Source organism: Pseudomonas sp. Gutcm_11s, from assembly GCF_028649395.1.
Classification (GTDB): domain Bacteria; phylum Pseudomonadota; class Gammaproteobacteria; order Pseudomonadales; family Pseudomonadaceae; genus Aquipseudomonas.
This window is the reverse complement of record NZ_JAQSUW010000014.1, coordinates 417,482-441,842: the sequence shown is the minus strand read 5'-3', so window position 1 is coordinate 441,842 and position 24,361 is coordinate 417,482. Positions and strand designations below refer to the sequence as shown.

General features: G+C 64.0%; 21 protein-coding genes. 17 read left to right on the top strand and 4 right to left on the bottom strand.

The window, feature by feature from the left end; genetic code table 11:
• Positions 1-27: 27 nt before the first annotated feature.
• Positions 28-636 (top strand): START domain-containing protein, encoded by a 609-nt coding sequence (locus PTT45_RS12940; RefSeq protein ID WP_273813695.1) that lies wholly within the window; start codon positions 28-30, stop codon positions 634-636.
• A gap of 90 nt (positions 637-726) precedes the next feature.
• Here PTT45_RS12940 and gltA read toward each other — a convergent pair whose 3' ends face one another.
• Complete coding sequence (gene gltA, locus PTT45_RS12935; protein WP_273813694.1) at positions 727-2,016, bottom strand: citrate synthase; 1,290 nt, start codon at positions 2,014-2,016, stop codon at positions 727-729.
• 349 nt (positions 2,017-2,365) lie between these two features.
• Here gltA and sdhC point away from each other — a divergent pair, with 349 nt between their 5' ends.
• The 16 genes from sdhC to PTT45_RS12855 all read left to right on the top strand — a co-directional run bounded on the left by sdhC (position 2,366) and on the right by PTT45_RS12855 (position 21,571).
• Complete coding sequence (gene sdhC / locus PTT45_RS12930) at positions 2,366-2,752, top strand: succinate dehydrogenase, cytochrome b556 subunit (RefSeq protein WP_192398340.1); 387 nt, start codon at positions 2,366-2,368, stop codon at positions 2,750-2,752.
• Positions 2,746-3,114 (top strand): succinate dehydrogenase, hydrophobic membrane anchor protein, encoded by a 369-nt coding sequence (gene sdhD, locus PTT45_RS12925; RefSeq protein WP_273813693.1) that lies wholly within the window; start codon positions 2,746-2,748, stop codon positions 3,112-3,114. The genes sdhC and sdhD overlap by 7 nt, the downstream gene beginning before the upstream one ends.
• 3 nt (positions 3,115-3,117) lie before the next feature.
• Positions 3,118-4,893 carry a succinate dehydrogenase flavoprotein subunit gene (gene sdhA / locus PTT45_RS12920; RefSeq protein ID WP_273813692.1) on the top strand — a complete coding sequence of 592 codons (1,776 nt, stop codon included), beginning with the start codon at positions 3,118-3,120 and terminating at the stop codon, positions 4,891-4,893.
• A gap of 11 nt (positions 4,894-4,904) precedes the next feature.
• Positions 4,905-5,624: a succinate dehydrogenase iron-sulfur subunit gene (locus tag PTT45_RS12915; RefSeq protein ID WP_273813691.1), complete on the top strand. Its 720-nt coding sequence runs from the start codon at positions 4,905-4,907 to the stop codon at positions 5,622-5,624.
• 243 nt (positions 5,625-5,867) lie between these two features.
• Positions 5,868-8,699, top strand: coding sequence for a 2-oxoglutarate dehydrogenase E1 component (locus PTT45_RS12910; protein WP_273813690.1), 2,832 nt, complete (start codon positions 5,868-5,870; stop codon positions 8,697-8,699).
• 73 nt (positions 8,700-8,772) lie between these two features.
• Positions 8,773-9,990 (top strand): 2-oxoglutarate dehydrogenase complex dihydrolipoyllysine-residue succinyltransferase, encoded by a 1,218-nt coding sequence (odhB, locus tag PTT45_RS12905; protein WP_273813689.1) that lies wholly within the window; start codon positions 8,773-8,775, stop codon positions 9,988-9,990.
• A gap of 69 nt (positions 9,991-10,059) precedes the next feature.
• Positions 10,060-11,496 carry a dihydrolipoyl dehydrogenase gene (lpdA, locus tag PTT45_RS12900; RefSeq protein WP_273813688.1) on the top strand — a complete coding sequence of 479 codons (1,437 nt, stop codon included), beginning with the start codon at positions 10,060-10,062 and terminating at the stop codon, positions 11,494-11,496.
• 182 nt (positions 11,497-11,678) lie between these two features.
• Positions 11,679-12,845 (top strand): ADP-forming succinate--CoA ligase subunit beta, encoded by a 1,167-nt coding sequence (gene sucC / locus PTT45_RS12895; protein WP_043307443.1) that lies wholly within the window; start codon positions 11,679-11,681, stop codon positions 12,843-12,845.
• Complete coding sequence (sucD, locus tag PTT45_RS12890; protein ID WP_021699802.1) at positions 12,845-13,732, top strand: succinate--CoA ligase subunit alpha; 888 nt, start codon at positions 12,845-12,847, stop codon at positions 13,730-13,732. The genes sucC and sucD overlap by 1 nt, the downstream gene beginning before the upstream one ends.
• Before the next feature lie 289 nt (positions 13,733-14,021).
• Complete coding sequence (brnQ, locus tag PTT45_RS12885; RefSeq protein WP_273813687.1) at positions 14,022-15,335, top strand: branched-chain amino acid transport system II carrier protein; 1,314 nt, start codon at positions 14,022-14,024, stop codon at positions 15,333-15,335.
• A gap of 159 nt (positions 15,336-15,494) precedes the next feature.
• Positions 15,495-16,301, top strand: coding sequence for an alpha/beta fold hydrolase (locus PTT45_RS12880; RefSeq protein ID WP_273813686.1), 807 nt, complete (start codon positions 15,495-15,497; stop codon positions 16,299-16,301).
• The gene (locus PTT45_RS12875) at positions 16,298-17,161 is read left to right on the top strand and encodes an alpha/beta fold hydrolase (protein ID WP_273813685.1); all 864 of its coding nucleotides are present in this window, start codon (positions 16,298-16,300) and stop codon (positions 17,159-17,161) included. Before PTT45_RS12880 ends, PTT45_RS12875 begins: the two co-directional genes overlap by 4 nt.
• A gap of 49 nt (positions 17,162-17,210) precedes the next feature.
• A complete protein-coding gene (locus tag PTT45_RS12870; protein ID WP_273813684.1) occupies positions 17,211-17,864 on the top strand; it encodes a glutathione S-transferase family protein in 654 nt (217 codons plus the stop codon).
• 8 nt (positions 17,865-17,872) lie between these two features.
• Complete coding sequence (locus PTT45_RS12865; protein ID WP_273813683.1) at positions 17,873-18,676, top strand: DUF4892 domain-containing protein; 804 nt, start codon at positions 17,873-17,875, stop codon at positions 18,674-18,676.
• Between the two features lie 51 nt (positions 18,677-18,727).
• Positions 18,728-19,801: an AI-2E family transporter gene (locus PTT45_RS12860; protein WP_273813682.1), complete on the top strand. Its 1,074-nt coding sequence runs from the start codon at positions 18,728-18,730 to the stop codon at positions 19,799-19,801.
• Between the two features lie 192 nt (positions 19,802-19,993).
• Positions 19,994-21,571 (top strand): YdgA family protein, encoded by a 1,578-nt coding sequence (locus tag PTT45_RS12855; protein ID WP_273813681.1) that lies wholly within the window; start codon positions 19,994-19,996, stop codon positions 21,569-21,571.
• A 56-nt stretch (positions 21,572-21,627) separates the two neighbouring features.
• On the opposite strand, the gene xopAW is transcribed toward PTT45_RS12855, so the two are convergent.
• The 3 genes from xopAW to PTT45_RS12840 all read right to left on the bottom strand — a co-directional run bounded on the left by xopAW (position 21,628) and on the right by PTT45_RS12840 (position 24,258).
• Positions 21,628-22,392, bottom strand: coding sequence for a XopAW family type III secretion system calcium-binding effector (gene xopAW / locus PTT45_RS12850; protein WP_273813680.1), 765 nt, complete (start codon positions 22,390-22,392; stop codon positions 21,628-21,630).
• Between the two features lie 115 nt (positions 22,393-22,507).
• Positions 22,508-23,524, bottom strand: a complete 1,017-nt coding sequence (locus PTT45_RS12845; protein WP_443218180.1) for an ATP-binding protein — start codon at positions 23,522-23,524, stop codon at positions 22,508-22,510.
• Complete coding sequence (locus PTT45_RS12840; protein ID WP_273813679.1) at positions 23,524-24,258, bottom strand: response regulator; 735 nt, start codon at positions 24,256-24,258, stop codon at positions 23,524-23,526. The genes PTT45_RS12845 and PTT45_RS12840 overlap by 1 nt, the downstream gene beginning before the upstream one ends.
• Between the last annotated feature and the right edge of the window lie 103 nt (positions 24,259-24,361).

Below are 24,361 nucleotides of genomic sequence, written 5' to 3'. Positions count from 1 at the left end.
CGGCGGACCCTTTCCCAAGGAGCAATGATGATTGCATTGAGTCGAGTGGCCGCCGTTTGTGGCCTGAGTCTGCTGGCGAGTGGCCTGGCCCATGCCGAGGACTGGAAGCTGGCCAAGGACGAGGATGGCATCAAGATCTACCTGAGCGAGGTTCAGGGGTCCAAGTACAAGGCCTACCGCGGCGTGACCACGATCAAGAGCGATGTCGCCAGCCTGCGCGCCCTGCAGGAGGATGTGCAGGGTTCCTGCAAGTGGATTCACGCCTGTGCCGAGCAGAGCCTGCTCAAGCACGAGGGCGCCGAGAGCTGGGTCTACACCCGTTTCGAGATGCCCTGGCCGGTGACCGCGCGTGATTCGGTACTGCATGTGGTGACCGTCGAAAACGCCGACGGCAGCCTGGTGCGCAAGCTCGACGGCCAGCCCGAGTACCGTCCCGCGGACAAGGATCATGTACGCGTAGCCAGCCTGGAGGGCGCCTGGACCTTCGTGCCCAAGGCCGATGGCATGGTCGAGGTGACCTATCAGGTGCACACCGAGCCGGGCGGCAGCGTGCCGTCCTGGCTGGCCAACAGCTTCGTGGTGGATGCGCCGTTCAACACCCTGAATGGCCTGCGCGCGCTGGCCGAGAAACGCTGACAGTCGACTCAGGGCCCGCTGAGGCGGGTTCTGAGACTGTCTGGAAATAAAAAAGGCTGCCAATGGCAGCCTTTTTTATTGCTGGGGCGCTTACTTGCGCTGATCCAGGGCGACGTAGTCGCGCTTGTCGTAGCCGGTGTACAGCTGGCGCGGACGGCCGATCTTGTACGGGCTGGACAGCATTTCCTTCCAGTGCGAGATCCAGCCGACGGTACGCGACAGGGCGAAGATCACGGTGAACATGCTGGTCGGGATGCCGATGGCCTTGAGGATGATGCCCGAGTAGAAGTCCACGTTCGGGTACAGGTTGCGTTCCTTGAAGTACGGATCGGTGAGAGCGATCTCTTCCAGGCGCATGGCCAGTTCCAGCTGCGGGTCGTTCTTGATGCCCAGTTCGGCCAGAACTTCGTCGCAGGTCTTCTTCATCACGGTGGCGCGCGGGTCGCGGTTCTTGTACACGCGGTGGCCGAAGCCCATCAGCTTGAACGGATCGTTCTTGTCCTTCGCCTTGGCGATGAACTTGTCGATGTTCTCGACGCTGCCGATCTCGTCCAGCATGCTCAGTACGGCTTCGTTGGCGCCGCCGTGTGCCGGGCCCCACAGCGCGGCGATGCCGGCGGCGATACAGGCGAACGGGTTGGCACCGGAAGAGCCGGCCAGGCGCACGGTGGAGGTGGAGGCGTTCTGCTCATGGTCGGCGTGCAGGACGAAGATGCGGTCCATTGCCTTGGCCAGTACCGGGCTGATCGGTTTGATCTCGCACGGGGTGTTGAACATCATGTGCAGGAAGTTTTCCGCGTAGTTCAGGTCGTTACGCGGGTACATCATGGGTTGGCCCATGGAGTACTTGTAAGTCATGGCAGCAATGGTCGGCATCTTGGCGATCAGGCGCATGGCCGATACTTCGCGGTGATGCGGATTATTGATGTCCAGAGAGTCATGGTAGAAGGCGGAGAGGGCGCCAACTACGCCGCACATGATGGCCATCGGGTGGGCATCGCGGCGGAAGCCGTTGAAGAAGCTCTTCAACTGCTCGTGCACCATGGTGTGGTTCTTGATGGTGCTGACGAACTGGGCCTTCTGTTCGGCAGTCGGCAGTTCGCCGTTCAGCAGCAGGAAGCAGGTTTCCAGGTAGTCGGATTTATCGGCCAGTTGCTCGATGGGGTAGCCGCGGTGCAGCAGGATGCCCTGGTCACCGTCGATATAGGTGATCTTCGACTCGCAAGAGGCGGTCGACATAAAGCCAGGATCAAAGGTGAAGCGACCCGTGGCGGTCAGGCCCCTCACGTCGACAACATCGGGACCTACGGTGCCGGTCAGTACGGGCAGCTCTACGGGGGCATTGCCCTCGATGATCAACTGCGCTTTTTTGTCAGCCATGTTCGGCCTCCTGTTTATGCTTGGAATCATCAGAAGCCCCCCACGCAGGGCCCGGGACACTATAGAGACATAAATTTGAATGTCAATTTGCGAAAACCCAGACAGCAGAGGGGTTTCAGCCACTTTTCAGTCGCGCGCGCAAGGGCCTAATACGACATTTATATAGGGCGCGCAATCCGCTTTTCGGGGTGGGCATCTGCGTTGTCATTAGTTGCCTAACTGTCTATACTCTGCGCCCGGCCGCCGAAGCCTGAAAGCCTGTAATCAGGCGGCTGGCACTCCCTTTGGTGAGGGGTACCTGACCAGTGCACTTCCCGACAACTTGCCCTGTTTGTTAGGGGCCTCTAGTGTGAAAAAAGCCGTGAATAGCCAACGACCTGTAAACCTAGATCTCAGGACCATAAAACTCCCGATCACAGCTTATACGTCCATTCTGCACCGTATTTCCGGTGTCATCCTCTTCCTGGGAATCATCCTGATGCTGTTTGCTCTGGATAAATCCCTGGCCTCCGAGGAAGGCTTTGCAGAAGTTAAGGCGTGCCTGACCAGTCCGCTGGCCAAGCTGATCGTCTGGGGTCTTCTGTCCGCCCTGCTGTATCACCTGGTGGCCGGTGTACGCCACCTGATCATGGACATGGGTGTCGGCGAGTCGCTGGAAGGCGGCAAGCTGGGCTCGAAGATTGTTCTCGCCGTCTCGGTGGTGATCATTGTTCTGGCGGGGGTCTGGGTATGGTAACCAACGTAACCAATTTCTCGCGCTCTGGCCTCTATGACTGGATGGCCCAGCGTGTATCGGCGGTCGTTCTCGCGGCTTATTTCCTGTTCCTGATCGGCTTCCTGGTGGCTCATCCGGGCCTCACCTACGCCGACTGGCATGGTCTGTTCTCCCACACTGCGATGCGCATCTTCAGCCTGCTGGCTCTGGTTGCTCTCATCGTGCATGCCTGGGTCGGTATGTGGACCATCACCACCGACTACCTGACCCCCATGGCCATTGGCCGTTGGGCGACCGGTGTGCGTTTCCTCGTCCAGGCGGTTTGCGGCGTGCTCCAGTTCGTCGTGTTCGTCTGGGGTGTGCAGATCCTGTGGGGTTTCTGATCCATGTCTAGCATTCGTACTCTTTCCTATGACGCCATCATCGTTGGTGGTGGCGGTGCCGGCATGCGTGCCGCGCTGCAACTGGCTCAAGGTGGTCACAAGACCGCTGTTGTGACCAAAGTCTTCCCGACTCGTTCGCACACTGTTTCCGCCCAGGGTGGCATCACCTGCGCCATCGCCTCGGCCGACCCGAACGACGATTGGCGCTGGCACATGTACGACACCGTCAAGGGCTCCGACTACATCGGTGACCAGGACGCGATCGAATACATGTGTTCCGTGGGTCCGGAGGCCGTGTTCGAGCTCGAGCACATGGGCCTGCCGTTCTCCCGTACCGAGCAAGGCCGCATCTACCAGCGTCCGTTCGGTGGCCAGTCCAAGGGCCCGGATAATCCGTCCGTCCAGGCTGCCCGTACCTGTGCCGCTGCTGACCGTACCGGTCACGCCCTGCTGCACACCCTGTACCAGGCCAACCTGAAGGCCGGCACCTCGTTCCTCAACGAGTGGTACGCCGTAGACCTGGTGAAGAACCAGGACGGCGCCATCGTCGGCATCATCGCCATCTGCATCGAGACTGGCGAAACCGTCTACATCCGCTCCAAGGCCGTGGTTCTGGCCACTGGCGGTGCTGGCCGTATCTACGCATCCACCACCAACGCCCTGATCAACACCGGCGACGGCGTGGGCATGGCCCTGCGTGCTGGCGTGCCAGTGCAGGACATCGAAATGTGGCAGTTCCACCCGACCGGTATCGCCGGCGCTGGTGTACTGGTTACCGAAGGCTGCCGTGGTGAGGGTGGTTACCTGATCAACGCCCATGGCGAGCGCTTCATGGAGCGTTACGCTCCGAACGCCAAAGACCTGGCCGGCCGCGACGTAGTTGCCCGCTCCATGGTCAAGGAAGTGATCGCCGGCAACGGCTGTGGCCCGGACAAGGACCACGTGCTGCTGAAACTCGACCACCTCGGCGAAGAAGTGCTGCACAGCCGCCTGCCGGGCATCTGCGAACTGTCCAAGACCTTCGCTCACGTCGACCCGGTTCTCGCTCCGGTTCCGGTGATCCCGACCTGCCACTACATGATGGGCGGCGTTGCCACCAACATTCATGGCCAGGCCATCACCCAGGACGCCAACGGCAACGACAAGATCATCGAAGGCCTGTTCGCCGTAGGTGAAGTGGCTTGCGTATCGGTACACGGCGCCAACCGTCTGGGCGGCAACTCGCTGCTCGACCTGGTCGTGTTCGGTCGTGCTGCTGGTCTGCACCTGGAAAAAGCGCTGAAAGAAGGCGTGGAAGTCCGTGGCGCCAGCGACACCGACATCGAGGCTTCCCTGAAGCGTCTGTCCGGCGTCAACGAGCGCAGCAGTGGCGAAGACGTGGCTCCGCTGCGTAAAGAGCTGCAGCAGTGCATGCAGAACTACTTCGGCGTATTCCGTACCGGCGAATACATGAAGAAGGGCATCACTCAGCTGGCCGATCTGCGCGAGCGCATCGCCAACGTCAAGATTGCCGACAAGAGCCAGGCCTTCAACACCGCGCGTATCGAAGCGCTGGAGCTGCAGAACCTGCTGGAAGTGGCCGAAGCCACTGCCATCGCCGCCGACACCCGTACCGAGTCCCGTGGCGCCCACGCCCGCGAAGACTTCGAGGATCGCGACGACGAGAACTGGCTGTGCCACTCCCTGTACTTCCCGGGTGAGAAGCGCGTGTCCAAGCGCGCCGTCAACTTCGCGCCGAAGACCGTTCCGGCGTTCGAACCCAAAGTACGTACTTATTAAGGGTGGCCACCATGTCTCTTGGTAACACTTTGCAAGTCAGCGTTTATCGCTACAACCCGGAAAAAGACGCCGCGCCGTTCATGCAGGAATTCACCGTGCAGATCGACGGCAAGGACCTGATGGTTCTCGACGTACTGGCCCTGATCAAGGAACAGGACGAAGGCTTCTCCTACCGTCGTTCCTGCCGTGAAGGCGTGTGCGGTTCCGACGGCATGAACATCAGCGGCAAGAATGGCCTGGCCTGCATCACCCCGATCTCCAGTGTGGTGAAGGGCAACAAGCTGGTCATTCGTCCGCTGCCGGGTCTGCCGGTCATTCGTGACCTGGTCGTCGACATGAGCATCTTCTACAAGCAATACGAGAAGGTGCAGCCGTTCCTGCAGAACGATACTCCGGCCCCGGCCATCGAGCGTCTGCAGAGCCCGGAAGAGCGCGAGAAGCTGGACGGTCTGTACGAGTGCATCCTGTGCGCTTGCTGCTCCACTAGCTGCCCGTCCTTCTGGTGGAACCCGGACAAGTTCCTCGGTCCCGCTGCGCTGCTGCAGGCCTATCGCTTCCTGGCCGACAGCCGCGACACCAAGACCACCGAGCGTCTGGCGTCCCTGGATGACCCGTTCAGCGTGTTCCGCTGCCGCGGCATCATGAACTGCGTGAACGTTTGCCCGAAGGGTCTGAACCCGACCAAGGCAATCGGCCACGTACGCAACATGCTGCTGCAGAGCGGTACCTGATACACAGCTTCACGTTGCACCTGCGTCGGCGGAGCGATTCGTCGGCGCAGTAAAGCCAGAGCCCCAGCTCACAAAGCCAGGGTTCTTATTTGAAAGAAAATGACGACCAGCAGGGGCATCCGGGCTGGTACCCGGACTATCTGCGGGATCCGTAGTGGCTTACCAGGTCGCTGCTTTAGGACTATGAATGGCCCAGCTACGGCTTCCACGCCGGTGGTGTCCCCTTACCGAGGGTGACCAAGCATGCAAGAAAGCGTGATGCAGCGCATGTGGGATAGCGCCCACCTATCAGGTGGTAACGCGGCCTACGTGGAAGAGCTCTATGAGCTCTACCTGCACGATCCCAACGCTGTGCCAGAAGAGTGGCGCACCTACTTCCAGAAGCTGCCGGCCGACGGGAATCCCGCGACCGACGTTTCGCACTCCACTGTCCGCGATCATTTCGTGCTGCTGGCGAAGAACCAGCGCCGCGCTCAACCGGTTTCCGCCGGGAGCGTCAGCAGCGAGCACGAGAAGAAGCAGGTGGAAGTTCTGCGCCTGATCCAGGCATACCGCATGCGCGGCCACCAGGCTTCGACGCTCGACCCGCTGGGTCTGTGGCAGCGTCCGTCTCCGGCTGACCTGGCGGTCCACCACTATGGCCTGACCAACGCCGACCTCGACACTACCTTCCGTACCGGTGAGCTTTACATCGGCAAGGAGGAGGCGACTCTACGGGAAATCCACGAGGCGCTGCAGCAGACATATTGTCGCACCATCGGTGCCGAGTTCACCCACATCGTCGATTCCGAGCAGCGCAAGTGGTTCCAGCAGCGCCTGGAAAGCGTACGCGGCCGTCCGGCCTATTCGCCCGAAGTGCAGGGTCACCTGCTCGAGCGTCTGACCGCGGCCGAGGGTCTGGAAAAGTACCTGGGCACCAAGTACCCGGGCACCAAGCGTTTCGGCCTGGAAGGCGGCGAGAGCCTGATTCCGCTGCTGGACGAGATCATCCAGCGCTCCGGCTCCTACGGCACCCAGGAAATCGTCATCGGCATGGCCCACCGTGGCCGCCTGAACGTACTGGTCAACACCTTCGGCAAGAACCCGCGTGACCTGTTCGACGAGTTCGAAGGCAAGCAGGTAGAAGGTCTGTCCTCCGGTGACGTGAAGTACCACCAGGGCTTCTCCTCCAACGTCATGACTTCGGGTGGCGAAGTGCACCTGGCGCTGGCCTTTAACCCTTCGCACCTGGAGATCGTCTCTCCGGTGGTCGAAGGTTCGGTGCGCGCTCGTCAGGACCGTCGTCAAGACGCGACCGGCGACAAGGTTCTGCCGATTTCCATCCACGGTGACGCGGCATTCGCCGGCCAGGGCGTGGTCATGGAAACCTTCCAGATGTCGCAGACCCGTGCCTACAAGACTGGCGGCACCATTCACCTGGTGATCAACAACCAGGTTGGCTTCACCACCAGCCGTGCCGACGACTCGCGCTCCACCGAGTACGCGACCGACGTGGCGAAGATGATCCAGGCGCCGATCCTGCACGTGAATGGCGACGATCCGGAAGCGGTGCTGTTCGTCACCCAGCTGGCCGTCGACTACCGCATGCAGTTCAAGCGTGACGTGGTCATCGACCTGGTCTGCTACCGCCGTCGCGGCCACAACGAGGCTGACGAGCCGAGCGGCACCCAGCCGCTGATGTACCAGCAGATCGCCAAACAGCGCACCACCCGTGAGCTGTATGCCGAGAGCCTGGTGCAGTCCGGCCGTGTCGCCGAGGACGCGGTGAACGCCCGCATCGAGGAATACCGCAGCGCGCTGGATAACGGTCAGCACGTGGTCAAGAGCCTGGTCAAGGAGCCGAACAAGGAACTGTTCGTCGACTGGAAACCCTACCTGGGCCACGCCTGGACCGCGCGTCACGACACTCGCTTCGAGCTGAAGACCCTGCAGGATCTGGCCGGCAAGCTGCTGGAAATCCCGGAAGGCTTCGTCCTCCAGCGTCAGGTCTCCAAAGTGCTGGAAGACCGCGCCAAGATGACCGCCGGCGCCATGCCGATCAACTGGGGCTACGCCGAGAACCTGGCGTACGCGACCCTGCTGTTCGAAGGCCACCCGGTGCGCATGACCGGCCAGGATGTCGGCCGCGGCACCTTCTCGCACCGCCATGCGGCGCTGCACAACCAGAAGGACGCGACCACCTACCTGCCGCTGCAGAACCTCTATGAGGGTCAGCCGCGCGTCCAGCTGTACGACTCCTTCCTCTCGGAAGAAGCGGTACTGGCCTTCGAATACGGCTACTCCACCACCATGCCGAACGCGCTGGTGATCTGGGAAGCCCAGTTCGGCGACTTCGCCAACGGTGCCCAGGTGGTGTTCGACCAGTTCATCTCCAGCGGCGAGCACAAGTGGGGCCGTCTGTGCGGCCTGACCATGCTGCTGCCGCACGGCTACGAAGGGCAGGGCCCGGAGCACAGCTCTGCGCGTCTGGAGCGTTACCTGCAGCTGTGCGCCGAGCACAACATGCAGGTCTGCGTGCCGACCACCCCGGCGCAGGTCTACCACATGCTGCGTCGTCAGGTGATCCGCCCGCTGCGCAAGCCTCTGGTCGTGCTGACGCCCAAGTCGCTGTTGCGCCACCCGCTGGCCATCTCGACCTTGGAAGAACTGGCCGAAGGCTCGTTCCAGACCGTCATCGGCGAGATCGATCAGGTCGATCCGAAGAAGGTCGAACGTGTCGTGCTGTGTAGCGGCAAGGTGTACTACGACCTGCTGGCCAAGCGCCGTGCGGAAGGTCGTGAAGACATCGCCGTGGTGCGTGTCGAGCAGCTCTATCCGTTCCCGGAAGACGATCTGACCGAGGCTCTGGCACCGTACAAGAACCTCAAGCACATCGTCTGGTGTCAGGAAGAGCCGATGAACCAGGGCGCCTGGTACTGCAGCCAGCACCACATGCGCCGTGTCGCTTCCGCGCACAAGAAGGAGCTCTTCCTTCAGTACGCCGGCCGCGATGCCTCGGCCGCTCCGGCCTGTGGTTATGCATCGATGCACGCCGAACAGCAGGAAAAACTGCTGAACGACGCCTTTACTGTTTAACGCCTTCGCGCACGGAGGCGGCGGCACGGGTCGCCGCCTCTAAGAAGAAACCGAATTTAAGGAAACACACACAATGGCTATCGAGATCAAAGCCCCAACCTTCCCGGAATCGGTCGCCGACGGCACCGTTGCCACCTGGCACAAGAAGCCGGGCGATGCGGTCAAGCGCGATGAGCTGATCGTCGACATCGAAACCGACAAGGTGGTGATGGAAGTACTCGCCGAGGCCGACGGCGTTCTCGCCGAAATCGTCAAGAACGAGGGCGATACCGTCCTGTCCGGCGAGCTGCTGGGCAAACTCGGTGCTCCGGGCGCAGCCGCTGCCGCCCCGGCCGCTGCTCCGGCTGCCGCCGCACCTGCTGCTGCCGCGCCGGCTGCTGGCGATGATGACGCCATCCTGTCGCCTGCTGCACGCAAGATCGCCGAAGAGGGCGGTATCGACCCGAACTCCATCGTCGGTACCGGCAAGGGCGGTCGCGTCACCAAGGAAGACGCCGTTGCTGCCGTCGCTGCCAAGAAGTCCGCTCCGGCCGCTGCCGCCAAGCCGGCCGCTCCGGCTGCCGAGGCGCCGGTGTTCGCTGCTGGTGACCGCGTCGAGAAGCGCGTGCCGATGACCCGCCTGCGTGCCAAGGTTGCCGAGCGTCTGGTCGAAGCCCAGTCCACCATGGCCATGCTGACCACCTTCAACGAAGTCGACATGCATGAAGTCATGGCGCTGCGTTCGAAGTACAAGGACCTGTTCGAGAAGACCCACAACGGCGTGCGCCTGGGCTTCATGTCCTTCTTCGTCAAGGCAGCCGTCGAGGCGCTGAAGCGCTTCCCGGCGGTCAACGCCTCGATCGATGGCAACGACATCGTCTACCACGGCTACCAGGACATCGGCGTAGCCGTATCCAGCGACCGTGGCCTGGTGGTTCCGGTCCTGCGCAACGCCGAGCTGATGAGCCTGGCCGAAGTCGAGAACGGCATCGCCACCTTCGGCAAGAAGGCGCGTGACGGCAAGCTGTCGATCGAAGAAATGACCGGCGGCACCTTCACCATCACCAACGGTGGTACCTTCGGTTCGATGATGTCGACCCCGATCGTCAACCCGCCGCAGGCAGCGATCCTGGGCATGCACAACATCATCCAGCGTCCGGTGGCCATCAATGGCCAGGTCGTGATCCGTCCGATGATGTACCTGGCGCTGTCCTACGATCACCGTCTGATCGATGGCAAGGAAGCGGTCAGCTTCCTGGTGACCATCAAGAACCTGCTGGAAGACCCGGCTCGCCTGCTGCTGGATATCTGATTTCCGCTGCTGTGCTACGCGGTGGTTCCCACAAGGAGCCACCCGGTTTTATTCGAGAAGGAATGAGTTATGACCCAGAAATTCGACGTGGTAGTGATTGGCGCGGGCCCCGGGGGCTACGTGGCCGCCATCAAGGCCGCGCAACTCGGTCTGAAGACCGCCTGCATCGAGAAGTATCAGGACAAGGAAGGCAAGGTTGCCCTGGGCGGTACCTGCCTGAACGTCGGCTGCATTCCATCCAAGGCGCTGCTGGACAGCTCCTACAAGTACCATGAGGCCCACGAAGGCTTCAAAGTTCACGGCATCGAGGCCAAGGGCGTCACCATCGACGTACCGCAGATGGTCGCGCGCAAGAACACCATCATCAAGAACCTGACTGGCGGCGTCGCCGGCCTGTTCAAGTCCAACGGCGTCACCCTGCTGGAAGGCCACGGCAAGCTGCTGTCTGGCAAGAAGGTTGAAGTCACCGGTCTGGACGGCAAGACCCAGATCGTCGAAGCCGAGAACGTGATCCTGGCTTCCGGCTCCCGTCCTGTCGACATCCCGCCGGCCCCGGTCGATCAGGACGTCATCGTCGACTCCACCGGCGCCCTGGAATTCCAGGCCGTGCCGAAGAAGCTGGGCGTTATCGGCGCCGGCGTCATCGGTCTGGAGCTGGGCTCCGTTTGGGCCCGCTTGGGCGCCGAAGTGACCGTGCTGGAAGCCATGGACAAGTTCCTCGCTGCCGCCGATGAGCAGATCTCCAAGGAAGCCCTGAAGATCCTCGGCAAGCAGGGTCTGGACATCCGCCTGGGCGCCCGCGTCACCGGCAGCGAAGTGAAGAAGAAGCAGGTGACTGTGACCTTCACCGACGCCACCGGCGAGCAGAAGCTGACCTTCGACAAGCTGATCGTCGCCGTCGGCCGTCGCCCGGTGACCACCGACCTGCTGGCCGCCGACAGTGGCGTGACCCTGGACGAGCGTGGCTTCATCTTCGTCAACGACCAGTGCGAAACCAGCGTTCCGGGCGTCTACGCCATCGGTGACGTGGTACGTGGCGCGATGCTCGCGCACAAGGCCTCGGAAGAGGGCGTGATGGTTGCCGAGCGCATCAAGGGCCACAAGGCCCAGATGAACTATGACCTGATCCCGTCGGTCATCTACACCCACCCGGAAATCGCGTGGGTCGGCAAGACCGAGCAGCAGCTCAAGGCCGAGGGTGTCGAGATCAACGTCGGTACCTTCCCGTTCGCCGCCAGTGGCCGTGCCATGGCTGCCAACGACACCGCCGGCCTGGTCAAGGTCATCGCCGATGCCAAGACCGACCGCGTACTGGGTGTTCACGTGATCGGCCCAAGCGCTGCCGAGCTGGTCCAGCAGGGCGCCATCGGCATGGAATTCGGCACCAGTGCCGAAGACCTGGGCATGATGGTGTTCTCGCACCCGACCCTGTCTGAAGCGCTTCACGAAGCGGCTCTGGCAGTGAATGGCCACGCCATCCACATCGCCAATCGCAAGAAGCGTTGATGCGTGCAGGCGCCTCGTGGGGCGCCTAACCAGAAAAACCACGGCGGGCGGCCCGTGACGGTTCGCAAGGATCGGTCGCAGGAATGCCCGTCGGACTGCTAACCAGTGCAGTCACAGGTGGCGCGGCGCCTCGAGCGCAGCGCCGAAATGCGCAATACCTAAACGAAGAACGGTAGATAAGCATGAATCTTCACGAGTATCAGGGTAAGCAGCTGTTTGCTGAATACGGCCTGCCGGTTTCCACTGGCTACGCTGTTGACACCCCGGAAGAAGCGGCTGCGGCCTGCGAAAAGATCGGTGGCAGCGAGTGGGTTGTCAAAGCCCAGGTGCACGCCGGTGGCCGCGGTAAAGCGGGCGGCGTCAAGCTGGTCAAGAACAAGGAAGACGCCAAGGCGTTCGCCGCCAACTGGCTGGGCAAGCGTCTGGTGACCTACCAGACAGACGCCAACGGTCAGCCGGTCAGCAAGATCCTGGTTGAGTCCTGCACCGACATCGACAAGGAGCTGTACCTCGGCGCCGTTGTCGACCGTTCCAGCCGCCGTATCGTGTTCATGGCTTCCACCGAAGGTGGCGTGGACATCGAGAAAGTCGCTCACGAGACTCCCGAGAAGATCCTCAAGGCCACTATCGACCCGCTGGTCGGCGCTCAGCCGTACCAGGGCCGCGAGCTGGCCTTCCAGCTGGGCCTGCAGGGCGACCAGATCAAGCAGTTCACCCACATCTTCGTTGGCCTGGCCAAGCTGTTCCAGGACTACGACCTGGCTCTGCTGGAAGTGAACCCGCTGGTGATCAAGAAAGACGGCAACCTGCACTGCCTGGACGCCAAGATCAACATCGACGCCAACGCCATGTACCGTCAGCCCAAGCTGCGCGCCATGCACGACCCGTCCCAGGACGACGCTCGTGAAGCCCATGCGCAGAAGTGGGAACTGAACTACGTCGCGCTGGAAGGCAACATCGGTTGCATGGTCAACGGTGCTGGCCTGGCCATGGGCACCATGGACATCGTCAACCTGCACGGCGGCAAGCCGGCCAACTTCCTCGACGTCGGCGGCGGCGCTACCAAAGAGCGCGTGACCGAAGCCTTCAAGATCATCCTGTCCGACAGCAACGTCGCTGCCGTACTGGTGAACATCTTCGGTGGCATCGTGCGCTGCGACATGATCGCCGAAGGCATCATCGGCGCCGTGAAAGAAGTCGGCGTGAAGATCCCGGTCGTGGTTCGTCTGGAAGGTAACAATGCCGAGCTGGGCGCCAAGGTCCTGGCCGACAGCGGTCTGAACATCATCGCGGCTACCAGCCTCACCGACGCTGCCCAGCAGGTCGTCAAAGCCGCGGAGGGCAAGTAATGAGCGTCCTGATCAATAAAGACACCAAAGTTATCTGCCAGGGCTTCACCGGCTCGCAGGGTACTTTCCACTCCGAACAAGCCATCGCCTACGGCACCAAGATGGTTGGCGGCGTGACTCCGGGCAAGGGCGGCACCACTCACCTGGGCCTGCCGGTGTTCAACACCGTCAAGGAAGCCGTGGAAGCTACCGGCGCTGACGCTTCGGTAATCTACGTTCCGGCTCCGTTCTGCAAAGACTCGATCCTGGAAGCGGCCAACGGCGGCATCAAGCTGATCGTGTGCATCACCGAAGGCATCCCGACCCTCGACATGCTGGACGCCAAGGTCAAGTGTGACGAGCTGGGCGTACGCCTGATCGGCCCGAACTGCCCGGGCGTGATCACTCCCGGCGAGTGCAAGATCGGCATCATGCCGGGTCACATCCACCTGCCGGGCAAAGTAGGCATCGTGTCGCGTTCCGGCACCCTGACCTATGAAGCCGTCAAGCAGACCACCGACGCCGGCTTCGGCCAGTCCACCTGCGTGGGCATCGGCGGTGACCCGATCCCGGGCTCCAACTTCATCGACATCCTGAAGCTGTTCCAGGAAGACCCGAAGACCGAAGCGATCGTCATGATCGGTGAGATCGGCGGTTCCGCTGAAGAAGAAGCCGCTGCCTACATCAAGGCCAACGTCACCAAGCCTGTAGTTTCCTACATCGCTGGTGTGACCGCGCCGCCCGGCAAGCGTATGGGCCACGCTGGCGCCATCATCTCCGGTGGTAAAGGCACTGCGGACGAGAAGTTCGCTGCCCTGCAGGACGCTGGTGTGAAAACCGTGCGTTCGCTGGCCGACATCGGCAAGGCCCTGGCCGAGCTGACCGGCTGGGAAGTCAAGAAAGCCTGAGGCTGACTTGATCTGAGAGAGGCCACCTCCGGGTGGCCTTTTTCATTTCTGTCCAAGCGGCCAGAAAATTTGCCGCCAGGCGACAGATTGTTATCGACGTTCGACAGCCCGACCGCTGTCTACCGCGGCCTGCGGCTAAATTCGTTAGGCTTGCAACTATTTTCCGGTTCGCACCTCACAAGGGCGCGCAGCAGGAGCATTTGGCGATCGGCCCGGACCGGGCAGAAAGCCTATTCCTAACCCAAGGGAACCCTCTGCTTTCCTTCTACTGCCAGTGGTACTTCCTCCTATGACTCGCTTGAAAGGCCCGGACCTGTTGGCTCTGGGTTTCATGACTTTTGCCCTGTTCGTCGGGGCCGGCAACATCATCTTCCCGCCCATCGTCGGCCTGCAGGCCGGGCCGAGCGTGTGGCTCGCCGCCCTGGGCTTCCTGATCACCGCAGTCGGCCTGCCGGTGGTGACCGTGATCGCCCTGGCCAAGGTCGGTGGCGCCATGGATAGCCTGAGCAGCCCGATCGGCAAGACCGCCGGCACCATCCTGGCCGCCGTCTGCTACCTCGCCGTCGGCCCGCTGTTCGCCACCCCGCGCACTGCCACCGTGTCCTTCGAGGTCGGCCTGGCGCCGCTGACCGGCAACACGCCGCTGCCGCTGTTCCTCTACAGCCTGGTGTACTTCGCCGTGGTGCTGGCCGTGTCACTCTACCCGGGCCGCCTGCTCGACAGCGTCGGCCGTGTGCTGGCGCCGCTGAAGATCATCGCCCTGGCCATTCTCGGCGTGGCCGCGTTCATGCTGCCGCTGGGCGACATCGGCGAAGCGACCCCGGCCTACCAGGCCGCACCGTTCTCCCAGGGCTTCATCAATGGCTACCTGACCATGGATACCCTCGGCGCGCTGGTGTTCGGCATTGTCATCGTCAACGCGATCCGCTCGCGTGGCGTCGAATCGCCGCGCTTGATCACCCGCTACGCGATCATCGCGGGCCTGATCGCTGGCGTCGGCCTGGCACTGGTCTACATCAGCCTGTTCCGCCTGGGCGCCGGCAGCCATGACATCGCTGGTGACGCCACCAACGGCGCGGCGGTGCTGCACGCCTACGTGCAACACACCTTCGGCGACCTCGGCAGCACCTTCCTCGCAGCCCTGATCTCGCTGGCCTGCCTGGTCACCGCCGTGGGCCTGACCTGCGCCTGCGCCGAGTACTTCAGCCGCCTGCTGCCGCTGTCCTATCGCACCTTGGTAGTGATCCTGGCCGGCTTCTCGCTGCTGGTGTCCAACCTCGGCTTGTCGACCCTGATCCAGGTCTCGGTGCCGGTGCTCACCGCCATCTACCCGCCGTGCATCGTGCTGGTGGCGCTGAGCTTCTGCTGGAATCTGTGGAACTCGCCGGGCCGCGTGGTCGCGCCAGTGATGCTGGTGGCGCTGCTGTTCGGCCTGGTCGATGCAGTCAACGCCGCCGGTTTTGGTGCGCATCTGCCGATGCTGCTCAAGCATCTGCCGCTGTCCGAGCAGGGCCTCGGCTGGCTGGTACCGTCGGTGTTGACCCTGATCGCCGCCCTGATCTTCGATCGCCTGCGCGGTGAGCCGGCCACCCAGGCCGCCTGATGCGTAGCTCCCGGGCCGTGCAATGCGGCCCGGGACTCTCTGCGACGCGCCTTTTGGCGCGCTGCACCTGCCTTTTGGCGCTTCTGGCATCTTCTGCCGATTGCCGTCCCCCCGGACGTGCCGGACAATCTCCGGGAATTCTTCCGCAGTCTGTCCGCCATGTCGCAAACCATCTTCTTCGCCCACGCCAACGGCTTCCCCTCGGCCACCTACGGCAAGCTGTTCTCCGCCTTGTCGCCCGATTACCAGGTGCAACATCTCGAGCAGCACGGCCATGACCCGCGCTTCCCGGTGGATGACAACTGGAGCAACCTGGTGGATGAGCTGATCCTGCATCTGGAGCAGGGCAGCGAGCCGGTGTGGGGCGTCGGTCATTCCCTCGGCGGCGTGCTGCACTACCACGCGGCGCTGCGCCGGCCCGAGTTGTATCGCGGCGTGGTGATGCTGGATTCGCCGCTGCTCACCGGCGTCGATCGCCTGGTGATCCGTGCGGCCAAGCGCTTCGGCTTCATCGACAAGATCACCCCGGCCGGCCGTACCGTCGGCCGCCGCGAGGCCTTCGGCGATTTCAACGAGGCGCGTGACTACTTCGCCGGCAAAACCCTGTTCCGCCGCTTCGATCCGGATTGCCTGGACGCCTATGTGCGCTACGGTCTGCGCGAGGAGGGCAAGGGCTTGCGCCTGCGCTTCGACCCGGCCACCGAGATCAGCATCTACCGCAGCGTGCCGCACACTGTGCCGGGCAGGCCGCAGCAGCTGGCGGTGCCGCTTGCCGTGGTCCGTGGTCGCCATAGCCGAGTGGTGTTGCCGCACCATGCACGCCAGGTCAACCGCATCCGCCAGGGTGAATACCTGAGTCTGCCCGGCGGGCACATGTTCCCGCTGGAGCGTCCGCAGGACACCGCGCGCCTGCTGCGTGAGCTGTTTGGCCGCTGGCAAGGGCAGGGCATGGAGCGTTCCGCATGAGCCTCAAGGTAGAGGAAACCCGTTTCAGCCTGCCGCATGTGGAGCTGGCGGCGCACCTGTTCGGTCCCGAGGACGGCATCCCGGTCATCGCCCTGCATGGCTGGCTGGACAACGCCATGACCTACGCGCGCCTGGCGCCCAAACTGGAAGGCCTGCGCATCGTCGCCCTGGATTTCCCTGGGCACGGCCATTCCGGCCACTACGCCAGCAACTCCAGCTACAGCATGTGGGAGTACCTGGAGGATGTGCTGCTGGTGGCCGAGCAGCTTGGCTGGCAGCGCTTCTCGCTGCTCGGCCATTCGCTGGGTGGCATCATCTCCACGCTGCTGGCGGCGGCGGTGCCGGAGCGCATCGAGCGCCTGGCCCTGATCGACGGTCTGGTGCCCTATACGGCCGAGGCCGACAGCGCGCCCAAGCGCCTGGGGGATGCGCTGCGCGCGCGCCTGGCGGTGCGCGACAAGCAGAAGCCGGTCTATGCCGACATGGACAAGGCCGCCGAGGCGCGTATGCGCGGCGTGGTCGCGGTCAGCCGCGAGGCAGCCGAGCTGCTGGCCCAGCGTGGCCTGGAGCCGGTACCGGGCGGCTACACCTGGCGCACCGACATCCGCCTGACGCTGCCATCGGTGATGCGCCTGACCTTCGCCCATGTCGAGCAGTTCGTGCAGGCCGTGCAGTGCCCGGTCAGCCTGATCCTCGCCGAGGGCGGGCAGATGAATGTCGAGCCACGCCTGCAGGCGCTGGTTGCCGGCACTTCGTTCGAAACGCATGTGTTGCCGGGCGGCCATCACCTGCACCTCAACGACGAGGTCGGCGCGCAGCAGGTCGCAGACTGTTTCAATCCATTCTTCCGCCGCGCTTGACGCAGCCCCGGCAACTGCCGAGGCTGTGCAGGTCGTATCGGAGATTGCCATGATCGATCTGTACACCGCCGCCACGCCGAACGGACACAAGGTGTCCATCGCACTGGAAGAAATGGGCCTGCCGTATCAGGTGCACGCACTGTCCTTCGACAAGAAGGAGCAGAAGACCCCCGAGTTCCTGCGCATCAACCCCAACGGGCGAATCCCGGCCATCGTCGACGACGGCTTCGCCGTGTTCGAGTCCGGGGCGATCCTCATCTACCTGGCCGAGAAGACCGGCAAGCTGCTGCCCAATGACGTCAAGGGGCGCTCGCTGGCGATCCAGTGGCTGATGTTCCAGATGGGCGGAGTAGGGCCCATGCAGGGCCAGGCCAATGTGTTCTTCCGCTATTTTCCGGAGAAGCTGCAGGGCGCCATCGACCGCTACCAGCACGAGACCCGTCGCCTCTACGAGGTACTCGATAGCCGCCTGGGCGAGGCCGAGTACCTGGCCGGCGACTACAGCATTGCCGATATCGCCACCTACCCGTGGGTACGCATCCACGATTGGGCGGGTGTCTCGGTGGATGGGCTGGAGCATCTGCAGCGCTGGATGGCAGCGCTCTCCGTACGCCCGGCGGTGCAACGCGGCTTGGAAGTGCCGGTGCGCCCGCAGGACGACGCCAAGCTGGTTAAAACCGCGCAAGGCATGCTGACACGCTGAGGAGCCGCATGCGTCACCATTTGATTTTCTGCCTGACCTTCTTCTGTACTCCGCTGCTGGCTGCCGATCTGCCTGGTAGCCAGGACCTGGACAGCGTGCCGCGTTTCCCTCGCGCCGAGATCGTCGATTACCGCGACGCGGCCAACGAGGAGAAACGCTATCCGCAGGACGGCCTGCGCCGCATCAGCGGCCAGCTGCGCGCGTCTGCCGAGGTGCTGACCGAGGGCCGGGTGCGTGCCCTGACTTACCGACTGCCCGACGAGCACTCGCCACGCGAGGCACTGGATGCGGCCCGGCAGCACCTGCTGGAGCAGGGCGCAGAGCTGCTGTTCTGGTGCGAGGGCCGCGACTGCGGATCGTCCAGCCTGTGGGCCAACCAGATATTCGGCAACGCCAAGCTGTACGGCCCGGAGGAGCGGCAGAGCTACCTGCTGCTGCGCCTGGCCGAGCCGCAGCATGACAGCCTGATCGCCCTGTATGGCATCACCCGCGGCAATCGCCGTTCCTACCTGCACGTGGAGCAGCTGGATGCCCGTGCGCCATTGGCGCAGCTGCTGCCTACGCCCGCGACCCTGCAGCGCCAGCTGCGCAGCAGCGGCGAGTTGAAGCTGCCGGCGCTGGGCGAGCCCGACGAGCAGTGGGGCGACCTGCTGGCCCGCACCTTGAGCCTGGACAGCACCATGCGCCTGAGCCTGAATGGCAAGCATGCCGCCGCCTGGCAGGCTGAGCTGGAGCGCCGGGGCGTGCGCAGCGGCCGCCTGCAGCCGGGTTCTGCCGAGGGCGAAGGCCTGCGCCTGCAGCAACTACGCTGAAGTATCATGCGCACCGGGCCGCTTTCTGCCCGGTTCTGGGGATGTCGAACCATGCTGAACAATGACCGCCTGCTGGTGCAGATCCTGCTACTGGCGCTGCTCGGCGCCTGCGCCTGGGTACTGGCACCGTTCTTCTCCGCGCTGTTCTGGGCCGCCGTGCTGGCATTCGCCAGCTGGCCGCTGATGCGACTGCTGACCCGCGCCCTGAATGGCCGGGAAAATACCGCTGCAGGAATACTCACCGCCGGCTGGATGGTGCTGGTGGCCGTACCGCTGGTCTGGCTCGGCTTCAACCTGGCCGACCATATCCGCGATGCCACCGAGCTGTTCAAGGATTTCCAGGTCGATGGCCTGCCCGATCCACCCACCTGGATCGCCGACTTGCCGCTGGTGGGCGAGCGTCTGGTGCACATCTGGACACGGATCGACGAGGAGGGCGCGGCCCTGCTGGCGGCGCTGCGACCCTACCTGGGGCAGGTCGGCAACTGGCTGCTGGCGCGCAGCGCGCAGATCGGTGGCGGCATGCTCGAGCTGGCCCTGAGCCTGGTGCTGGTGTTCTTCTTCTACCGCGACGGCCCGCGCATGGCGGCCTTCGCCCACAGCCTGCTGGAGCGCCTGATCGGCGACCGCGCCGACCACTACCTGGAACTGGTGGCCGGCACCGTACAGCGAGTGGTCAACGGCGTGATCGGTACCGCCGCGGCCCAGGCGCTGCTGGCCCTGATCGGCTTCTATATCGCCGGGGTGCCCGGCGCCCTGGTGCTGGGCCTGATCACCTTCGTCCTCAGCCTGATCCCCATGGGCCCGCCTCTGGTGTGGATTCCGGCCACTGCCTGGCTGGTCAGCCAGGAACAGTACGGCATGGCGGTGTTCCTCGGCGTCTGGGGCATGTTCGTCATCAGCGGCGTGGACAACGTGCTCAAGCCCTACCTGATCAGCCGCGGCGGCAACCTACCGCTGGTGGTGGTGCTGCTCGGCGTATTCGGCGGCATCCTGGCCTTCGGCTTCATGGGCCTGTTCCTCGGCCCGACCCTGCTGGCTGTGGCCTACAGCCTGCTGGGCGACTGGGTGTCGAGCACCCCGCGCGTCGCCGCGGTGGATGCCGAGCGCCGGGACGGGGAGTAGTTGGCATCCCGCGCACAATCCCGCCTGCCGTTCTTGGTGGGCGGGGTGGCGCGGTGGTAGCCTTGCGCGGCTTTCCGGTGCATGCAGCCGGAGCTGGGCGCAGCCCCGCCTCAGGCCGCGGTGTATGAGCCCGCAGAGGCCACACGCGGTTCAGGGAAGAAAGACCAACACTAGATAATGGACATAGCCCCCATGAAAAAATCTGCAGGTATCGCAGTAGGCGCTCTCGTGGCCGTAGCCGCCATCGGCACGGGCGGAGCCTGGTACACCGGCCAACAACTGCCGGCGGTGCTGGATGCATCGATCAAGCAGGCCAACGCCGAGATGGCCAAGACCCTGCCGGCGCTGGGCCTTGATGCTTCCATCGAGCTGCTCTCGCTGGACCGCCAGTTCTTCAGCAGCAACGCCCGCTACCGCATCAAGTTCAACGGCTCGGTCGATGGCGGGGCTCCGCAGCAGCTGGAGTGGGTCATCACCGACCGCATCGAGCACGGCCCGTTCCCGATGTCGCGCCTGAAGGCGCTGAAGCTGATGCCGGTCATGGCCACCAGCAACTACGCGTTGGAGTCCAACCCGGGGCTGGAGAAGTGGTTCGCTGCCAGCAAAGGCGTATCGCCGGTGGAAGGCCAGGCCAGCCTGGGCTACGACCAGTCGGTGAGCGGTACCCTGCGCATCAACCCGCTGCAGTCGGCGCTGGATGAAGACACCAGCCTCGACTTCACCGGCCTCAACGTCGATTTCGATACCAGCGCCGGTGCCAAGGCCATCGAGGCCCAGGGCCTGATGGACAGCTTCAAGCTCAGCACCAAGCTGCCGGAAAGCGGCGAGGTGATGAACATCGAGTTCAAGGGCATGACCCTGGACAGCCAGACCGCCAAGGGCAGCAGCGATTTCTACCTCGGCAAGAACGAGGTCAAGCTGCAGACCGTGCAGATCCAGGTCGGCGAGGGCGCTCCGGTGCAGCTCAGTGGCTTCGTCCAGCGCGACGAGACCAGCGAGACCGACGGCAAGCTGTTCGCCCGCTACAGCTACGACATCGGCATGATCAGCTACCAGGGCCACGATATCGGTGGCTCGCAGATGGTCTGGAGCATGAAGAATCTCGATGCCAGCGCCCTGCAGTCGCTGATCGGCATCTACAGCCAGATCATCAAGGACAGCGGCCAGCTGCAACAGGCCAGCCTGGAAGCGGAAGACGATCTGCCGCAGCTGAGCGAGGAGCAACAGGCGCAGCTGATGGCGGACCTGGACAAACTGCTCGCCGCCAAGCCGGGCATCGCCCTGGAGAAACTGGCGTTCAAGACCGCCAATGGCGAGAGCAGCCTGAGCCTGTCGGTCGACCTGAACAAGCCGGAATCCTTCGAGCTGCCGCCGCCTGAACTGGCCAAGCAGATGATTGCCCAGCTGGACGCCAAGGTGTCGGTATCCAAGGCCATGATCGGTGATGTGATCGGCCTGCAGGCCAGCCTGGGCGGCGAGACCGACAAGGAAGCCGTGGCCCAGCAGGCGTCGATGATGACCGAGATGGCCAGCGGCATGGCCCTGTCCACCGAGCTGGCCCGCCTGGAAGGCGACAGCATCGTCTCCACCCTGCGTTACGCGGACGACAAGGTCGACTTCAACGGCAAGCAGATGACCGTCGAGGAGTTCGTGGCCATGGCGTTCGCCAGTGGTGCCGGCATGGGCGGTATGGGTGCCATGGGCGAGGAAGAGCAGTCCATGGAAGGCCTGGAGTTCGAAGAGCAGAGCGAAGAAACGCTCGTCGAATAACCTCCGCCGCTAAAGAAAAGGGCCCGCACCTCGCAAGAGCTGCGGGCCTTTTCGTTTCAGGCCGAGATGCTCAGCTGGCTGCCGAGGCTCGACTGGTAGCTGGCGCTGTCCTGGTACTGCTTGAGCAGCTTGGCGATCAGCCCCGAGTAGTTCTCTTCCTCGCTGCTGCTGGTCTGCTGCTGGCCGACGGCGTCGAGCAGGCTGCTCAACTCGTCCTGGCTGATGCTGCCGCTGCTGTCGCTGTCCAGCAGACTAAACAGCTCTTCGCTGCTGGAGCCGGACTGCGCTGGAGGCGGGGGCGGTGGCGGCGCCATGGCGGACAGTTCGTCCAGGTTCAGCGCGCCGTCGCCGTCGCTGTCCAGTTTGCTCAGCAACTCGCTGCTGTCATGACCTTCCGGCGCGGGCAGGGCGGCCAGCTCGTCGGCATCGATACTGCCGTCACCGTTGGCGTCCAACTGGGCGAACATCTCTTCCGGGTTGGGACCGCCGGGGCCACCAGGGCCGCCGTGGGGCGGAGGTGGTGGCGCCAGAGCGGCGGTCTCCTCGCTGTCCAGGCTGCCATCGCCGTTGGCATCGAGCTGGCTGAACAGCTCATCGATATCGATGGTCAGGCTGCTGTCGGATTCCTTGGCCGCCGTCAGGGCGGTTTCCAGTTCTTCCTTGGCCACGCTGCCGCTGCCATCGCTGTCCAGCAGGCTGAACAGCTTTTCCTGCACTTGCGCCGGACCACCCGTGCAACCACCTCCGCCGGCGCTGCTGGAGCTGCGCTGGACAGAGGTATAGCTGCTGTAGCCCGAGTAACTGCTGACACCACTGATCATGGGAGTCACTCCTGTTGTTGGCCGGAGTGGGTTCTCCGGTGATGCCAGCATCGGAGCGCTCTGTGTCGCAGGTTTATGGACTTTGTATCAGCCGCCCTACAACTGCCGCAGCGTACTAGCGCGGCAGGCGCAGGATGGCGGTCAGGCCGCCGCCCACGGTTTCCTCCAGGATGATGTCGCCACCCTGGCGGCGGGCCGCCTCGCGGGCGATGGTCAGGCCCAGGCCGACGCCCCCGGAGCTGCGGTTGCGTGAGCCCTCGACGCGGAAGAAGGCCTCGAACACTGCTTCGCGCTGTTCGACGGCGATGCCCGGCCCCTGGTCGACCACTCGTACTTCGACCTGCTCGCGGCTGTCGCTCAGCTCGACCTTGGCATGCCCGGCATAACGCAGCGCGTTCTCCAGCAGGTTGCTGACGCAAGAGCGCAGCGCCAGCGGTTGCGCGCGCAGGGGCGCGCAGTGGCCGTGGAAGCTCACCTGGGCGCCACGGTCCTGGGCGTCCTCGACCATGGACTCCAGCAGCGCCTGCAGGTCCAGCCACTGCAGCGCTTCGGTGCTGCGCTGTTCGTGCAGGTAGCTGAGGGTTGCGTCGAGCATGCCGATCATCTCGCCCAGGTCCTGGCCCATGCGCGCACGCAGGTGGGCGTTGGGGATCTGCTCGACACGCAGCTTGAGGCGCGCCAGCGGCGTGCGCAGGTCGTGGGACACGGCGGCGAGCATGCGCGCACGTTGCTGCACCTGCTCGCGGATGCGCTGTTGCATGAGGTTGAAGGCATGCGCGGCCTGGCGTGCCTCCTGCGGGCCACTTTCCGGCAGCGGCGGGCTGTCGAGGTCGTCGGAGAGCCGCTCGGCTGCCTCGGACAGGCTCTGGATCGGCCGGCTGAGCAGGCGCGCGCCGTACCAGGCAGCGACGATCAGGGTCAGCAGCTGGAAGCCGAGGACGATCAGCGGACCATGAATGTTCGGCCCCGGAGGCGGCGGGCGCATGGCCTCCTGTTGGGCCATCGGCGGCGGAGGAGGCGGCGGCGGACGGCCGTAGTGGCTGAACCAGAGGAAGGCCAGGCCGTGGGCCAGCAGGATGGCCACGAGGAACACGGCGAACAGGCGGGCGAACAGGCTATCCGCGCGGCGCATCAGCGGATCTCGGCGGCGTCGAACAGGTAGCCTTCGCCGCGCACGGTCTTGATCAGCGCCGGGCTGCGCGGATCGTCGCCGAGCTTCTGGCGCAGGCGCGAGACCAGCAGGTCGATGCTGCGGTCGAAGGCCTCGATGGATCGGCCGCGCGCCTCGTCCAGCAGCTGTTCGCGGCTGAGTACCCGGCGCGGGCGTTCGAGGAACACCCAGAGCAGGCGGAACTCGGCGTTCGACAGCGGTACGACCAAACCGTCCGGCGACTGCAGCTGGCGCAGCACGCAATGCAGGGTCCAGCCGTCGAAACGCAGGTTGGCGCGGGGCTCCTCGCGCGGCGCGCTGCGGTCGTCGCGCACGCGCCGCAGGATGGTCTGGATGCGCGCCACCAGTTCGCGCGGCTCGAAGGGCTTGGCCATGTAGTCGTCGGCGCCCAGCTCCAGACCGATGATGCGGTCGGTCGGTTCGCAGCGCGCGGTGAGCATCAGGATCGGAATGTCGGAGCTGGTGCGCAGCTCGCGGCACAGTGCCAGGCCGTCTTCGCCGGGGAGCATGAGGTCGAGGATGATCACGTCGAAGTGGCTGTCGGCCAGCGCACGGCGCATGGCGTTGCCGTCGCCGACGGCCTCGCTGTCGATGTTGAAACGGGTCAGATAGCCGCCCAGCAGCTCGCGCAGCTCCAGGTTGTCATCGACGATCAAGGCGCGGGTCGTGCGCGGGCGCGCTTCGCGGGCGGTCATTGCATGCACCGTAACGGGCTCCAAACTGCGGGCGGGAAGGGGCAGGCGCATTCTAGCCGGGCGACGGCCCTGGCTGGCGCCACCGGTCACCATGTTCGACAGA

Bases quoted from the DNA above. Each gene is read 5' to 3' on its own strand.
- PTT45_RS12940 (WP_273813695.1), top strand. From the start codon at position 28: ATGATTGCATTGAGTCGAGTGGCCGCCGTTTGTGGCCTGAGTCTGCTG.
- gltA (WP_273813694.1), bottom strand. From the start codon at position 2,016: ATGGCTGACAAAAAAGCGCAGTTGATCATCGAGGGCAATGCCCCCGTA.
- sdhD (WP_273813693.1), top strand. From the start codon at position 2,746: ATGGTAACCAACGTAACCAATTTCTCGCGCTCTGGCCTCTATGACTGG.
- sdhA (WP_273813692.1), top strand. From the start codon at position 3,118: ATGTCTAGCATTCGTACTCTTTCCTATGACGCCATCATCGTTGGTGGT.
- PTT45_RS12915 (WP_273813691.1), top strand. From the start codon at position 4,905: ATGTCTCTTGGTAACACTTTGCAAGTCAGCGTTTATCGCTACAACCCG.
- PTT45_RS12910 (WP_273813690.1), top strand. From the start codon at position 5,868: ATGCAAGAAAGCGTGATGCAGCGCATGTGGGATAGCGCCCACCTATCA.
- odhB (WP_273813689.1), top strand. From the start codon at position 8,773: ATGGCTATCGAGATCAAAGCCCCAACCTTCCCGGAATCGGTCGCCGAC.
- lpdA (WP_273813688.1), top strand. From the start codon at position 10,060: ATGACCCAGAAATTCGACGTGGTAGTGATTGGCGCGGGCCCCGGGGGC.
- sucC (WP_043307443.1), top strand. From the start codon at position 11,679: ATGAATCTTCACGAGTATCAGGGTAAGCAGCTGTTTGCTGAATACGGC.
- sucD (WP_021699802.1), top strand. From the start codon at position 12,845: ATGAGCGTCCTGATCAATAAAGACACCAAAGTTATCTGCCAGGGCTTC.
- brnQ (WP_273813687.1), top strand. From the start codon at position 14,022: ATGACTCGCTTGAAAGGCCCGGACCTGTTGGCTCTGGGTTTCATGACT.
- PTT45_RS12880 (WP_273813686.1), top strand. From the start codon at position 15,495: ATGTCGCAAACCATCTTCTTCGCCCACGCCAACGGCTTCCCCTCGGCC.
- PTT45_RS12875 (WP_273813685.1), top strand. From the start codon at position 16,298: ATGAGCCTCAAGGTAGAGGAAACCCGTTTCAGCCTGCCGCATGTGGAG.
- PTT45_RS12870 (WP_273813684.1), top strand. From the start codon at position 17,211: ATGATCGATCTGTACACCGCCGCCACGCCGAACGGACACAAGGTGTCC.
- PTT45_RS12865 (WP_273813683.1), top strand. From the start codon at position 17,873: ATGCGTCACCATTTGATTTTCTGCCTGACCTTCTTCTGTACTCCGCTG.
- PTT45_RS12860 (WP_273813682.1), top strand. From the start codon at position 18,728: ATGCTGAACAATGACCGCCTGCTGGTGCAGATCCTGCTACTGGCGCTG.
- PTT45_RS12855 (WP_273813681.1), top strand. From the start codon at position 19,994: ATGAAAAAATCTGCAGGTATCGCAGTAGGCGCTCTCGTGGCCGTAGCC.
- xopAW (WP_273813680.1), bottom strand. From the start codon at position 22,392: ATGATCAGTGGTGTCAGCAGTTACTCGGGCTACAGCAGCTATACCTCT.
- PTT45_RS12845 (WP_443218180.1), bottom strand. From the start codon at position 23,524: ATGCGCCGCGCGGATAGCCTGTTCGCCCGCCTGTTCGCCGTGTTCCTC.
- PTT45_RS12840 (WP_273813679.1), bottom strand. From the start codon at position 24,258: ATGACCGCCCGCGAAGCGCGCCCGCGCACGACCCGCGCCTTGATCGTC.